The sequence below is a fragment of the Saccharopolyspora sp. NPDC000995 genome, from assembly GCF_053599315.1.
This window is the reverse complement of the sequence record NZ_JBSFLZ010000170.1, coordinates 1-12807: the sequence shown is the minus strand read 5'-3', so window position 1 is coordinate 12807 and position 12807 is coordinate 1. Positions and strand designations below refer to the sequence as shown.

At 68.9% G+C, this 12807-nt stretch carries 15 protein-coding genes and 1 pseudogene; 10 read left to right on the top strand and 6 right to left on the bottom strand.

Annotated features, from left to right (window positions below):
* Positions 1 to 106: 106 nt before the first annotated feature.
* Positions 107 to 1420: an MFS transporter gene (locus ACWDKQ_RS32775; RefSeq protein WP_450142643.1), complete on the top strand. Its 1314-nt coding sequence runs from the start codon at positions 107 to 109 to the stop codon at positions 1418 to 1420.
* Positions 1421 to 1458: 38 nt separating this feature from the next.
* On the opposite strand, the gene ACWDKQ_RS32770 is transcribed toward ACWDKQ_RS32775, so the two are convergent.
* The gene (locus ACWDKQ_RS32770) at positions 1459 to 2178 is read right to left on the bottom strand and encodes a flavodoxin family protein (RefSeq protein WP_450142642.1); all 720 of its coding nucleotides are present in this window, start codon (positions 2176 to 2178) and stop codon (positions 1459 to 1461) included.
* Between the two features lie 151 nt (positions 2179 to 2329).
* Between ACWDKQ_RS32770 and ACWDKQ_RS32765 the strand changes: the two genes are divergently transcribed.
* From ACWDKQ_RS32765 to ACWDKQ_RS32755, 3 genes are read left to right on the top strand one after another with little or no spacing between them, the layout of a single operon-like run.
* A complete protein-coding gene (locus ACWDKQ_RS32765) occupies positions 2330 to 2539 on the top strand; it encodes a helix-turn-helix domain-containing protein (RefSeq protein ID WP_450142641.1) in 210 nt (69 codons plus the stop codon).
* Between the two features lie 6 nt (positions 2540 to 2545).
* A complete protein-coding gene (locus ACWDKQ_RS32760) occupies positions 2546 to 2728 on the top strand; it encodes a hypothetical protein (protein WP_450142640.1) in 183 nt (60 codons plus the stop codon).
* A 17-nt stretch (positions 2729 to 2745) separates the two neighbouring features.
* Positions 2746 to 2868, top strand: coding sequence for a hypothetical protein (locus ACWDKQ_RS32755; RefSeq protein WP_450142639.1), 123 nt, complete (start codon positions 2746 to 2748; stop codon positions 2866 to 2868).
* A gap of 41 nt (positions 2869 to 2909) precedes the next feature.
* On the opposite strand, the gene ACWDKQ_RS32750 is transcribed toward ACWDKQ_RS32755, so the two are convergent.
* The gene (locus tag ACWDKQ_RS32750) at positions 2910 to 3203 is read right to left on the bottom strand and encodes a hypothetical protein (RefSeq protein ID WP_450142638.1); all 294 of its coding nucleotides are present in this window, start codon (positions 3201 to 3203) and stop codon (positions 2910 to 2912) included.
* A gap of 430 nt (positions 3204 to 3633) precedes the next feature.
* On the opposite strand from ACWDKQ_RS32750, the gene ACWDKQ_RS32745 reads away from it, so the two are divergent.
* Positions 3634 to 4050 (top strand): hypothetical protein, encoded by a 417-nt coding sequence (locus tag ACWDKQ_RS32745; protein WP_450142637.1) that lies wholly within the window; start codon positions 3634 to 3636, stop codon positions 4048 to 4050.
* A gap of 9 nt (positions 4051 to 4059) precedes the next feature.
* Here ACWDKQ_RS32745 and ACWDKQ_RS32740 read toward each other — a convergent pair whose 3' ends face one another.
* The 4 genes from ACWDKQ_RS32740 to ACWDKQ_RS32725 form a co-directional block, all read right to left on the bottom strand.
* Complete coding sequence (locus ACWDKQ_RS32740; RefSeq protein WP_450142636.1) at positions 4060 to 5064, bottom strand: aldo/keto reductase family protein; 1005 nt, start codon at positions 5062 to 5064, stop codon at positions 4060 to 4062.
* A 425-nt stretch (positions 5065 to 5489) separates the two neighbouring features.
* Positions 5490 to 6341 (bottom strand): ABC transporter permease, encoded by an 852-nt coding sequence (locus ACWDKQ_RS32735; protein WP_450142635.1) that lies wholly within the window; start codon positions 6339 to 6341, stop codon positions 5490 to 5492.
* Complete coding sequence (locus tag ACWDKQ_RS32730) at positions 6338 to 7303, bottom strand: ABC transporter ATP-binding protein (protein WP_450142634.1); 966 nt, start codon at positions 7301 to 7303, stop codon at positions 6338 to 6340. The genes ACWDKQ_RS32735 and ACWDKQ_RS32730 overlap by 4 nt, the downstream gene beginning before the upstream one ends.
* Positions 7303 to 8346: a LolA family protein gene (locus tag ACWDKQ_RS32725; protein ID WP_450142633.1), complete on the bottom strand. Its 1044-nt coding sequence runs from the start codon at positions 8344 to 8346 to the stop codon at positions 7303 to 7305. Before ACWDKQ_RS32725 ends, ACWDKQ_RS32730 begins: the two co-directional genes overlap by 1 nt.
* 154 nt (positions 8347 to 8500) lie before the next feature.
* On the opposite strand from ACWDKQ_RS32725, the gene ACWDKQ_RS32720 reads away from it, so the two are divergent.
* The 5 genes and pseudogenes from ACWDKQ_RS32720 to ACWDKQ_RS32700 form a co-directional block, all read left to right on the top strand.
* Complete coding sequence (locus ACWDKQ_RS32720) at positions 8501 to 9025, top strand: MarR family winged helix-turn-helix transcriptional regulator (RefSeq protein WP_450142632.1); 525 nt, start codon at positions 8501 to 8503, stop codon at positions 9023 to 9025.
* Between the two features lie 98 nt (positions 9026 to 9123).
* The gene (locus tag ACWDKQ_RS32715) at positions 9124 to 10323 is read left to right on the top strand and encodes a cupin domain-containing protein (protein ID WP_450142631.1); all 1200 of its coding nucleotides are present in this window, start codon (positions 9124 to 9126) and stop codon (positions 10321 to 10323) included.
* Entirely contained in the window at positions 10320 to 11189 is an 870-nt protein-coding gene (locus ACWDKQ_RS32710) for a hypothetical protein (protein WP_450142630.1), read from the top strand. Before ACWDKQ_RS32715 ends, ACWDKQ_RS32710 begins: the two co-directional genes overlap by 4 nt.
* Before the next feature lie 177 nt (positions 11190 to 11366).
* Positions 11367 to 12542: a fumarylacetoacetase gene (gene fahA / locus ACWDKQ_RS32705; RefSeq protein ID WP_450142629.1), complete on the top strand. Its 1176-nt coding sequence runs from the start codon at positions 11367 to 11369 to the stop codon at positions 12540 to 12542.
* Between the two features lie 171 nt (positions 12543 to 12713).
* Positions 12714 to 12807 (top strand): annotated as a pseudogene (locus ACWDKQ_RS32700) (transposase); the annotation flags it as partial.

Here is a 12807-nt window from a genome sequence, read left to right as displayed (position 1 = left end):
GTCATACAGGCCCTCGAAGGGCGACCACCACAGGCCGTCACCCCGGCTTCCGCCTAGTTCCTACCACAAGCCCCATCCAAGGGCTCGCACGGAAGCGGGTGCACTAGTGACCACCGCTGCCAGCTCGCCACCCACCGCGGTGCCCAAGGGGCGCATCGTCGCGGCGAGCTTCATCGGCACCGCCATCGAGTTCTACGACTTCTACATCTATGGCACTGCGGCGGCGCTGGTGTTTGGCCACCTGTTCTTCCCGACGTTCTCGCCGCTGGCGGGCACGCTCGCGGCGTTCGCCACCTTCGGCGTTGGGTTCATCGCCAGGCCGGTCGGGGCCGTGGTGTTCGGCCACTTCGGCGACCGCATCGGTCGCAAGACGATGCTGATCGCCTCGCTGCTGCTGATGGGGGCCGGCACCGTGGCGATCGGTCTCCTACCGACGTTCGAGACGATCGGCGTTGCGGCGCCTATCCTGTTGGTGACCTGCCGTTTCCTGCAGGGTTTCGGGCTAGGTGGCGAGTGGGGCGGCGCGGTGCTGCTGGCCACCGAGTACGCGCCGGAGGGCAAGCGCGGGCTGTGGTCGAGCTTCCCGCAGGTCGGTCCGGCGGTCGGCTTCGTCATCGCCGGTTCCGCGTTCCTCGTGCTCGGCGGCACCATGTCGCAGGAGTCGTTCGACTCGTGGGGCTGGCGGGTGCCGTTCCTGGCCAGCGCGCTGCTGATCATCATCGGCTACTACATCCGCATGAAGATCGCGGAGACGCCGGTGTTCGAGAAGGCCATGCGGGAGCAGGAGAAGGCCAAGGCGCCGATCGTCGAGGTCTTCAAGCGCCAGCCCAAGACCCTGCTGCTGGCGACATGCTCGTTCATCCTCGCGCACACGCTGTTCTACACGATCACCACGTTCTCGCTGTCCTACGGCACCGAGGTGCTGCACCTGAGCAAGAACATGCTGCTGATCTGCGCGATGATCGCGGCCGCGGTGATGGGCATTGCCACCCCGGTCCTGGCGATGTACTCGGACCGGGTCGGTCGACGCCGGGTCTGCCTGGGTGCCGCGATCCTGGCGATCGTGTGGGCGTTCCCGTTGTTCGCCCTGATCAACACCAGGCAGCCGGTGCTGATCGCCATCGGCATGTCGGTGGGCATGATCGCGTTCGCGGCCCTGTTCGCGCCGATGGGCGCATTCCTGCCGGAGCTGTTCGCGACCCGCTACCGCTACACAGGCTCGTCGGTTGCCTACAACGCCAGCAGCATCGTCGGCGGCGGGCTGAGCCCGGTCCTGGCCACCCAGTTGATCGCCTGGACCGGCTCGTCGCTGCCGATCTCGGCTTACGTGGCACTGATCGCCGTGATCTGTGCGGTGTGCGTTTGGTTCATGCGCGAGACCCGCGATGCCGACCTGACCGTCGAACCGACCGAGAGGTAGCGGGGGCGGGAGTGGTCGCTGGCCACTCCCGCCCCCGCTCAGCGGTGCTCGGGGTTCTCGAAGTGGGGGCGGCAGCCCGCGTCCCACTCCGTGCGCTGGTTGCCGTAGGCGGGGATGCCGCCCGCCCGGTCGAGCATCGCCGCCACGTGCATGAGGTTGAAGGTCATGAACGTGGTGTTGCGGTTGGTGAAGTCGTTCTCCCGACCACCGGAATCGGGGTCCAAATAGGACGGGCCGGGCCCGATCGAGCCGATCCATCCGGCGTCGGCCTGCGGCGGGATGGTGTAGCCGAGGTGCTGGAGGCTGTAGAGGACGTTCATCGCGCAGTGCTTGACGCCGTCTTCGTTGCCGGTGATCAGGCAACCGCCGACGCGTCCGTAATAGGCGTACTGGCCGGCGTCGTTGAGCAGCGACGAGCAGCCGTAGAGCCGTTCGATGATGTGTTTCATCACTGAACTGTTGTCCCCGAGCCAGATCGGCCCGGCCAGCACCAGGATGTTCGCGGCCAGGACCCGCTGGTACAGCAGCGGCCATTCGTCGGTGGCCCAGCCGTGCTCGGTCATGTCCGGCCAGACACCTACGGCGATGTCGTGGTCGACGGCGCGGATGCTGTCGACCACGACGCCGCTGCTGCGCATGATTCCCGCGCTGAGTTCGAGCAGGCCTTCGGTGTTGCTGCGCTCCGGCGAGCGCTTGAGCGTGCAGTTGATGAATAGCGCGCGAAGGTTGTCGAAAACTGGTTCGGCCGCCTCGGTCATCGCCCTCGCCCCCCCGGCAACGTCTGCGAGCGGTCAGTGCAGCACCGGGCGCCGCACCGGGCAACTCGCAGGACGCGGGGGAGCCGGCCGAGCGAGGAATGTTGATGCAGGTGACATCGATGACGAGCAGTGTCTCGCGGAGGGGGAAGCAGTGGGCGAGAGGCGTCGCGGTGTGCAGGATGCGGACATCCGCCTCGGCGCGGCGATCCGCTCCCGGCGCAAGGCACTCGGGCGCACGCTGGTCCAGGTCGCCGCGGACACCTGGCTCTCGCATCCGTTCCTGAGACAGACCGAGCGCGGGCGGGCACGCCCCTCGATGCGCTCGCTGTTCCTGATCGCCGAATCGCTGCACACGACGTAGCAGGCATTGCTGGCTGAGGCCGCGCCGTCGGCCGGAGGCGTCCGGTTGGAGCAGGGTGCGAACCAGGTGGTGGACTCGGTGCGGCTGCTCGACCACTACGAGGCGGGCGCTGGCGTGACCGAAATGGTTGTCAGCACCGAGAAGTTCGAGGACTACTTCAGCCACGCCCGCCCGAGTTTGTCTACGTAATCTCCGGGACGATCGAGGTGGAATTCCTGGAGGAATCGGAGAACCGGTCCGTGCACGAGCTCGGCCCGCGCGACAGCATCGCCTACCGCGGCCACGCCAAGCACCGCCACCGCCTAGCCCAGACCCGGCCTTGGTGCTGATCGTCCACTCCGGACCGCTGGCCTGACCCGACTACCGGGGCTCACGCGGTGATGCGGAAGCCCCGGCAGTCGTCGGCGGCGACTTCCCGGGCAGTGCTCGCGGTAAGTCCCACCGCCGATGTAGGGCATGAAACCCTCGGTTTGCCCGGCAGGTTCGCGCCCATGTACCAGGACGCCGCACGCGGGTGCAGCGTTTCTGCGGCGACCTCGTTCAAGTGCTCGCCCCATTGCCGTTCGGTGCCGGCTTCGCTGCGCGCGCGGCGCAGGTCGAAGCGGTCGGCCTTGTGCCGGGCGTAAGGCAGGATCTCCGCCTGCGACGGCAACGCTCGGTCCACTGCCATTCCTGTTGCAGCTCTTCGGAGAACGAGTAGCCGCGCGCCGGGTTACCGGTTCCAGTAAAGGTGCCGCCGACATCGGTGCCGCGTTCGTCGCGTCCGAATCCCTTGTCCGGCAGTGTCTTGAACATGTACATGTCGGCGAATCCGGCACCAATGATGATCGCGTCGTACTGCGGGCTGTCCCCGTTCATCCGGCTGCGCACTTCCTCGGTCCGAACCGGCTGGTCTTCTTACTTGGTCGGGCGGCTTTTCGGCTAACTGATCGATCGCTAAGTCGAGCTTGCAGAGCCGAACCCGGCAAAAGCAAGACCGGGAACCGGGGTCCGAGTAAGTTGCGGTCATGGTCTTGTCAGGATTGCGCTGGTGGGCGTCAAGGTGGCGGAAACTTCGCGGACAGCGGCTTCCGGAGGCGCGTGATGGCCGGACGGTGCGGTCGGAATCGCAGGTCCTGCCAGGAGGTTTCGGATATCCGCTCGGGTTCGCCAGCGGATTCGTGGTCGTCACGGCGTGCATCGCGGTGGACGAGACGGCCCGCCCCGCGGCCGCCGTGGTGCTGCTGGCGATCCTCGTCGCCATCGTCTCGGCGCTCACGACGGTGCCCGCGGCCACCGCGACCGCAGCGATGTGCTGGGCCCTCTTCGCCACCTTCTCGATCGGCGTGCGCGGTGACCTCACCGTCGACCGCTCGACCGCCGTCGGACTCGGCATTCTTCTGCTCGCCGCCGTGGTCGGGCTGATCGCGGGCGCTGTGTCGCGCGCGAGACGACGTCACTCGGCTGCGCAGTCCACGCCGTTCGTTCCGGCACCGCGCCAGCCGTCGGTGTGGGACCGGCTCAGCCACTAGCCGCGCAGGTCACTTCCGGGTCTTCGGGGCGTTCTCGGCGGTCTTGCCCGGGTCGCGTTCGACGACCGGGGCGAGGATCTCGTCCATGCGCCGCAACAGCTGGGCCTCCAGCTTCACCCCGGAGGCCGCGATGTTCTCGGTGATCTGCTCGGGCCGGGAGGCGCCGATGATGGCTGCCGAGACGTTCGGGTTCTGCAGCACCCAGGCCACCGCCAGCTGCGCCAGCGACAGCCCCGCCTCGTCGGCCAGCGGCTTGAGCAGCTGCACCCGTTCCAACACCTCATCGCGGAGGAAGCGGGACACGAACCTCGCCCCGCCGTTCTCGTCGGTGGCGCGGGAACCCGCGGGCGGGGCGGCCCCGGGCAGATACTTGCCGGTGAGCACGCCCTGCGCGACGGGGGACCAGACGATCTGGCCGATGCCCAGCTCCGCCGAGGTCGGCACCACCTCGTCTTCGATCACCCGCCACAGCGCCGAGTACTGCGGCTGGCTGGCTACCAGCGGTACGTGCAGCTCCCGGGCAAGCGCGTGCCCAGCGCGGATCTGCTCTGCGGTCCACTCCGACACCCCGATGTAGAACGCCTTTCCGCTGCGGACCACGTCGGCGAAGGCCTCCATGGTCTCCTCCAGCGGTGTTTCCGGGTCGAAGCGGTGCGCCTGGTAGAGGTCGACGTAGTCGGTCTGCAGCCGCCGCAACGAGGCGTCGATGGACTCCATGATGTGCTTGCGGCTGAGACCACGGTCGTTGCGGCCCAGCCCGGTGGGGAAGTAGACCTTGGTGAAGATCTCCAGGCCTGCGCGGCGCTCGCCCCGCAGCGCGCGGCCCAGGACGACCTCGGCGCGGCCCTCGGCGTAGACGTCGGCGGTGTCGAAGGTGGTGATCCCGGCTTCCAGCGCCGCGCGGATGCACGCGGTCGCGGCATCCTCCTCGACTTGAGATCCGTGGGTGATCCAGTTTCCGTAGGCGAGTTCGCTGATGACCAGGCCGCTGCGGCCGAGATGGCGGAATTCCATGACTCCCCTCCGAACGCGGACGGAGCCGAACTTACCTGCTCGCGCCGGCGCGGGCGACGTGCGTCGCGGAGGCACCGATCGCGGCGAGCACCAAAATTTTCCTTGCGCAACCGGCGAGTAACGAGCAATGTCTCCGTCGCACGCACCGGACGGGGCACGACCCCGGGCGGCGTGCGGCCTGGCGGGACAACGGGGTCTTGCCAGGCGTCGGGTTTCGGGCAGGCGCGGTGGCGCCCGGCTCAGCAAGATCGAAGGGTTCCAAGTGCGCCACGAACGGCAGCAACGACCACCTCGCGTTGCCCACAAGACCTCAGTCTTGGGGCGGGCCGGAACGACGCGCCTGCTGCTGAAGGCGGCATGGCTGGAACTCCACGCGGTGCTCCAGCGCTGATGCCGGGTGCGGAGGCGTCGCCGCCCCCGCACCGTCAGGCGTCCTTGGTGACCATGCGCGCGATGGTGGCGGACAGGCCGATTAGCAGGTAGCACCCCGCGCGGAACAGGCCGGTGACCAGCGTGTCGCCGCTCATCGGATCGCGCAGCACGTCCATAACCGCCGACCAGTCCGTGGTGATCAGCACCGGCTGCAACCAGTCCAGGGCCGGGATCGTGCCGAGCACCCCGAACCCGATCAGGCCGCCCATGGTGGCGGCCATGACCACCAGCGGGTGCTCGGTGAGCGACGAGATCGCCAGCGCGACCGCCCCCACGGCTGCCATCTGCACCGCGGACCACCCGGCGGCCAACGCCACCCGGCCCAGCGCCGAACCGATCGGCAGCGTGGTGCCCGAGAGCGTCACCATGCCGTCGCCGCCGACGATGACGAGCCCGGTCAGGACACCGCTGACGGCGACCACGGTCACCGCGAGCGCCGCCAGCACCAGCACGCCGAAGGCCTTGATGCCGACCAGCCGCACCCTGCCCACGGGCGCGAGCAGTAGGCCGCGCAGCGTGCCTTGCGAAGCCTCGCCGGCCAGCGCGTCCGCCGCGACCATCGCCACCACAAGCGGCAGCAGCAACGACTGCGCGAGCACGAGGGCCGCGACCGGCAGCACCAGCCCGTTCCCGGCCACGGCGGCAAGGATCGAACCGCTGCCGCGGCTACTGGGTCCGCCGGTGACGGCGATCGCGGTGCCGAGCAGCACCGGAAGGCCTGCGAGCAGCAGGAGCGCCAGCAGGTTGCGCGGCCGGCGAAGCACCCATCGCAGCTCGGCGACCATCACTCGGCCCAGGGGGGCCGATGTCCGCGCTGTTGTCGTGACTGCCGCTGTCGCCGTCACAGTTCCTCCTCGGTCAACCGGGCGAAGAGGTCCTCCAACCCGGTCCGGGCCCGGCGCGCTTCCCGCACCGGCACCCCAGCGTGCACGAGCATCGCTACTACCTCGGATGAGTCCACATCGGACAACTCGACACGGACTGCTCCGCTGTCCTCCCGCGCCGCCACGCCCTTGTCGTGCAGCGTCGCCACGGCTGCGGAAACGTCCGATGTGGACACGACGAGGTGCGGTGCGCCGGACTCCAGCATGGCAGCCAGCTCGCCCTGCGCGACCAGCGAACCCCGGTGCAGTACCGCGGCGTGCGTGCAGGTCGCCTCGATCTCGGCGAGTAGGTGCGAGGACACCAGCACGGTCGTACCCGCCTCGTGCAGTTCCGCGATGATCCGGCGGATCTCGCGGGTGCCGGCCGGGTCCAGGCCGTTGGTGGGCTCGTCGAGCACCACCAGCTCGCGCCGCACCAGCAGGGCTGCAGCCAGGCCCAACCGCTGCTTCATGCCAAGCGAGTAGCCCCGGTACCGCCGACCGGCGGCAGAATCCAACCCGACGCGTTCCAGCGCCTGCTCGACCACTCCGCGGATCTCGGGACCGTGCAGCCCCGGTTCCATCGCCGCGCACCGGAGCAGGTTTTCCCGACCGGACAGGAACGGGTGGAAGCCGGGCCCTTCGACCAGCGCGCCGACCCGTGGCAGAACTCGGCCACTGTGCTCCGGCAACCGGTGGCCCAGCAGCTCGACCTCGCCCGAAGTGGGGGCGGTGAGGCCGAGCAACATCCGGATCGTGGTCGTCTTGCCCGAGCCGTTGGGGCCGAGCACGCCGACCACCCCGCCGCGCGGCACCGCCAGGTCGACGCCCGCCACTGCGACGGTCTTGCCGTATGTCTTGCGTAGGCCCACGGTCCGCGCGGCGAGATCTCCCGCGGTGGGGGCGGCCGCAGCCGCCCCCACCGCTTCGACTGCGTTCGTCATCACGCCTCGCCGAGCGCGGCGGTGAGAACCTGCTCCGGCACCGCGCCGACCGCGACGCGACCATCGGAGGTCAGCAGGGCGTTGCCTGCCGCGGTCCCGATGATCCAGCCGTTGCCCCACGGCCCGCTGATCGGCTTGCCGACCCGCTCGGCGATCTGGCGCAGGTCCTGGCGGCCTTGCTTCTCCTGCTGTGGTAGCTGAGTCACCAGGACCGAGTCCCAGCCGTCGCCGACGACCTTTTGCGCGCCCTGCGGATGGGCGGGGCGCTGCTGGGGCGAGTGCCCAGCCTTGGCGTCCTCCACCTTCGCGCCCGCCGGTGGGGTGAACTGGAACAGGGACGGATCCGGCGCGCTCATGTCCACGCTGCTGAATCCGACCTGCAGCGCCGGGTCGTTCGAGCCGTTGGTGAGCACCGAGAGCTCCAGCGGAACGCGCTTCTGCGCGTCCACCGCGACCCGCACCTCGCGCAGCAACGTGCGCTCGGTCGGCTTCGGCGTCAGGACCAGCTCGTAGGCGTCGCGACCGGCGACGCTGGCCGTGCCGTCCACCTTGACGTCGCTGGTCTGGCGGAGCTTGTCGATGATCTCACGCGCCGTCGCAGCGGGGTCGGCTGGTGCCGCGTGCTCTGCCGCTTCCGGCGCGTGCTCGGGGGAGCGGACGACCTTCTGCTCGGCAGAGTCCCACTTCCACACCGTCGAGCCGTCGTCGACGACGGTCAGCTCGCCGTTGCGCGAGGGAATCGAAACGCGGTGGCGGCCTTGGCCGTCGGCCCATACCTGGAACTGGCTGGTTCCGTTGGCGAGCATCTCGGAGGCCTGCCCCGCGCCGGGGATCGCAGGTAGTCCGAGCGCGTTGTCCACCTCCACGGTGCCGGTCAGCGCCGGTGGCTGAGCCCGCATCACCGACTCCACCAGTTGCTCCGGTGCCACCGCGGGCAGTGCCGGGGCCGCACCCGCCCCGGCGGGCAGCGTCAGCATGGTCAGGCCCAGGACGCCCGCCGCGGCACCGGCGGTCGCAGCGTAAGCGACGTGCTTGCGTTTCATCAGATCCTCCTGTCGGGTCCTGTGACCAAGGGTGTCTGAAGGCAGCTGAGATAACGCTGAGAGCGGCCCGCAGGCTGAGAATCGGCTCAGGCTGGTGCTTCGCGAACGGACCTGAGATAGTTCATGCATTGATCAGTTGGCGACGGGGGGTGTGATGGCGGCGGACGAGCTGGACTTCTGGTCCTTCGTCGAGCTGGCGAACAACAGGTTGGCGACGGAGTACGGCTTCCGGCACCAGTTGGCCACCGAGGTGCTGCTGACGCTCAACCGGGCGTCCAACATCGTCACTTACGACCTGGAGGCGGCGGTTCACCGGCCACGCGGCCGGTCCTGGTCGGGCTTCCGGCTGCTGTTCGTCACCTGGCTGGCTGGCCCGCTGGAGGCAAAGAAGGCGGCCGAGCTGACCGGGATGAGCCGGGCCGCGGTGTCGAACCTGACCAAGACGCTGGTCGCCGACGGGCTGCTGGACAGGGCGCCGGGCGAGCGCGACGGCCGTTCGGTGCTGCTGTCGCTGACCGAAGCCGGGCAGCAGGAGATGGTCGAGGTGTTCCGGGCGCACAACGAGCGGGAGCACGAGTGGACCAGCGTGCTCACGGAGACCGAGCAGCGCATTCTGACCATGCTGCTGGACAAGCTGATCACCAACCGCGACCAGTTCGACATCCGCGGCCGGAACTGATCCGTCCGGCTGTTGCGCGCTCGGGCAAGTAATAAATATATTAACTAAATGACCGTCGGGGCGATGATGCCCTGGACCGTTGCGAGGAGGCGGGGTCAATGGCGTACTACCGACAGGTCGGCGAGGTGCCGCCGAAGCGGCACACCCAGCACCGCAGGCCGGACGGCGGCCTGTACTACGAGGAGCTGATGGGGGAGGAGGGCTTCTCTAGCGACTCGTCGCTGCTGTACCACCGAAACCTCCCGTCGGCGCTGGTGGACTCGGCGGTCTGGGAGCTGCCGGACCTGGACACCGAGCCGAACCACCCGCTGCGGCCGCGACACCTGAAGCTGCACGACCTCTTCGGCGGCCAGGAGTGGAAGCGCCACGACGTCGTCACCGGCCGCCGGCTGGTCCTGGGCAACGCCGACGTGCGCATCTCCTACGTGGTCGCGGGCGAGGTTTCCCCGCTGTACCGCAACGGGATCGGCGACGAGTGCGTGTACGTCGAATCCGGCGAGGGCATCGTGGAGACGGTGTTCGGCGCGCTGCCGTTCCGGCAGGGCGACTATGTGATCCTGCCCAGGGCGACCACGCACCGCTGGCTGCCGCAGGGCGACGAACCGGTACGGGCGTACTGCATCGAGGCCAACTCGCACATCACGTCGCCGCGCCGGTACCTGTCGAAGTTCGGCCAGCTGCTGGAGCACTCGCCGTACTGCGAGCGCGACCTCCATGGCCCCACCGAACCGGTCCTGGCCGACGGCACCGACGTCGAGGTGCTGGTCAAGCACCGCGGCAGCAGCGGCATCGTCGGCACCCGGTTCGTGTACCCGGAGCACCCGTTCGACGTGGTCGGCTGGGACGGTTGCCTGTACCCGTATACCTTCAACGTGTCCGACTTCGAGCCCATCACCGGCCGCGTGCACCAGCCGCCGCCCGTGCACCAGGTCTTCGAGGGCGACAACTTCGTGGTGTGCAACTTCGTGCCGCGCAAGGTCGACTACCACCCACTGTCCATCCCGGTGCCTTACTACCACTCCAACGTGGACTCCGATGAGGTGATGTTCTACTGCGGCGGGGACTACGAGGCGCGCAAGGGCTCCGGAATCGGCCAGGGCTCGATCTCCCTGCACCCGGGTGGGCACTCGCACGGGCCGCAGCCCGGGGCGTACGAGCGCAGCATCGGGGTGGAGTTCTTCGACGAGCTGGCGGTCATGGTCGACACGTTCCGCCCTCTGGAGCTCGGCGAGGGAGGTCGGGCGGCCGAAGATCCCGGCTACGCCTGGACCTGGGCGGGACGGGGGCCGAAACAGTGAGCGTGCCCGATTTCGCGAAGTCGTTGTGCGATGACGCCGCGGTGTTCCCGCCCGGCCTTACGCCGCTACCCGAAGCCGTAGCCGCGCACGCCAGGTACGCGGCTTCGCCCTACGCGGAGCTGGTCGGGCCGCTGGTCCTCGCGGCACCGGCGCTCGCGGAGCTCGGCGGATTGCTCGAACCCGGCGAGCGGCTCGACCTCTCGGTCTCCGCGCCGAATGGACCGCGGCAGCTCCCGGCCGTGTTCGCGGCGGCCGAATCGCTGCCGGTGCGCCTGCGGGCGCTTGAGGTCGCGGTGCCCGCCGGGCAGGCTCCCGCGGAGTTCTTCGCCGAGCTCGACCGGGCCTGCGCGGCGGCCGACGACGTGGCCATCTTCGTCGAGGTGCCCCGGGACGAACGGCGCCCGGAGGTCATCGCTAACTGCGCGTCGACCCTCTACCAGGCAAAGTTCCGCACCGGCGGGGTGAAGGCCGAACTGTACCCGGACGAGGCCGAACTGGCCGCCGCGATCCGGGCGGTCGTCGACGCGGGGGTGCCGTTCAAGGCGACCGCCGGACTGCACCACGCGATCCGCAACACCGACCCGAACACCGGCTTCGAGCAGCACGGCTACCTGAACCTGCTGCTGGCCACCGATGCGGCGGTGGACTTCGCCGACGAAACCGAGATCGCTGCCGTCCTCGCCGAACGGGACGAGCGCAAGATCGCAGAACGGGTCTCGAACCTCGACAGCGCGCGGGTCGCGGCCGCCCGCGAGCGGTTCCTGTCCTTCGGCACGTGCAGCATCATCGAGCCACTTACCGAGATGATCGACCTCGGCCTGGTGTCGGCCCAGGTCCTCAGCGGCGGAGAAGGAGTCGCTTCTTGACGTCCTCAACGCCAGCCGGGACGGAACTTGCCCGGTCTCCCGATAAAGGAGGTTTATGGTGCTAGCTTGGTTCTCGCTCAGCACAATGATCAGCATAGCCGGTCGAGGCGAAACCGGACGAAGGAGATCGGTTCCTCGGCCGCCTGCGGGCAGGGGCATCCGCCGATTGGAGATCAGGTGACGATGATCGACATTCCGGACGGTTCGTGGTTCGGGCTCGACAACCTTCCCTACGGCGTGTTCTCCACGCCCGGCACCGACCCGCGCGTCGGCGTCCGCGTCGGGGAGTCCGTTGTGGACTTGGCAGCGGCGCTGGGCGGCGAGGTCTTCGCCCAGCCGACGCTGAACGCGTTCATGGCGCAGGGGCACGCCAGGTGGGTGCAGGTGCGTCAGCAGATCACCGAACTGGTGTCGGGCGATGTGCCGGATGCGGCGGTGCACCCCGTCGCCGAGGTGACCATGCACCTGCCCATCGAGGTCGCCGACTACGTCGACTTCTACGCCTCCGAGCACCACGCGTCGAACCTGGGCCGGCTGTTCCGGCCGAACTCCGAACCGCTGATGCCGAACTGGAAGCACCTGCCGGTCGGCTACCACGGGCGTAGTGGAACGGTCGTGGTGTCGGGCACCGACGTCGTCCGCCCCAGCGGCCAGCGCAAGGCGCCGGACGAGGACGTGCCGACGTTCGGCCCGTGCCGCCGCCTGGATATAGAGGCCGAGCTCGGTTTCATCGTCGGCACCGGCTCCGAGCTGGGCACCGCGGTCCCCACCGAGGACTTCGCCACCCGGGTGTTCGGCGCGGTGCTGGTCAACGACTGGTCGGCGCGCGACATCCAGGCGTGGGAGTACGTGCCGCTGGGCCCGTTCCTGGGCAAGAGCTTCGCCACGTCGATCTCTGCATGGGTGGTGCCGTTGCTCGCGCTGGAAGCCGCACGCGTCCTGATACCGGCCCAGGACCCGAAGCCCCTGCCTTACCTGCGGGAAGCCGAACCGTGGGGCCTGGACATCGACCTGGCGGTGTCCTGGAACGGCCACGAGGTCGCCCGCCCGCCGTACCGGGAGATGTACTGGTCGCCGGCCCAGATGCTGGCGCACATGACGGTCAACGGGGCCACCAGCCGAACCGGGGACCTCTACGCGTCCGGCACGATCTCGGGGCCGGAGAAGGACCAGCGCGGAGCGTTCATCGAGCTCACCTGGGGAGGGAAGGAACCCGTCCAGGTCGGCGGCGAACAGCGCACGTTCCTCCAGGACGGCGACGAAGTGGTGATCACGGCCACGGCCCCGGGAACCAACGGCACCCGGATCTCCTTCGGCGAGGTGACCGGCCGAATCCTTCCCGCCGAGGGCTAAACGCTTGAGAACATGCGGTGACGGGCGTTTTCGGCTTGCGAAAGCGCCCGTCACCGCTGGTCAGTACCTCAAGCCGTAGCCGTGCGGGAAGAGGGGCTGGTTGGCCGCCACCTTCGTTGATGGTTTGCTGGTCCGCGCTGGACATCCAGGTCATCGGGAGGCTTCCCGTCGGAAACGATGCCGGACCACGTTCACCTTCTCGTCGAAGTCGACCCGCAGTACGGGGTGCACAAGCTGGTCAAAGCGATTAAGGGATGTTCGTCGC

Coding starts and splice junctions, on each gene's coding strand:
- ACWDKQ_RS32770 (WP_450142642.1), bottom strand. CDS start 2,178: ATGACCGAGGCGGCCGAACCAGTTTTCGACAACCTTCGCGCGCTATTC.
- ACWDKQ_RS32740 (WP_450142636.1), bottom strand. CDS start 5,064: ATGGAATTCCGCCATCTCGGCCGCAGCGGCCTGGTCATCAGCGAACTC.
- ACWDKQ_RS32730 (WP_450142634.1), bottom strand. CDS start 7,303: ATGACGAACGCAGTCGAAGCGGTGGGGGCGGCTGCGGCCGCCCCCACC.
- ACWDKQ_RS32725 (WP_450142633.1), bottom strand. CDS start 8,346: ATGAAACGCAAGCACGTCGCTTACGCTGCGACCGCCGGTGCCGCGGCG.
- ACWDKQ_RS32720 (WP_450142632.1), top strand. CDS start 8,501: ATGGCGGCGGACGAGCTGGACTTCTGGTCCTTCGTCGAGCTGGCGAAC.
- ACWDKQ_RS32715 (WP_450142631.1), top strand. CDS start 9,124: ATGGCGTACTACCGACAGGTCGGCGAGGTGCCGCCGAAGCGGCACACC.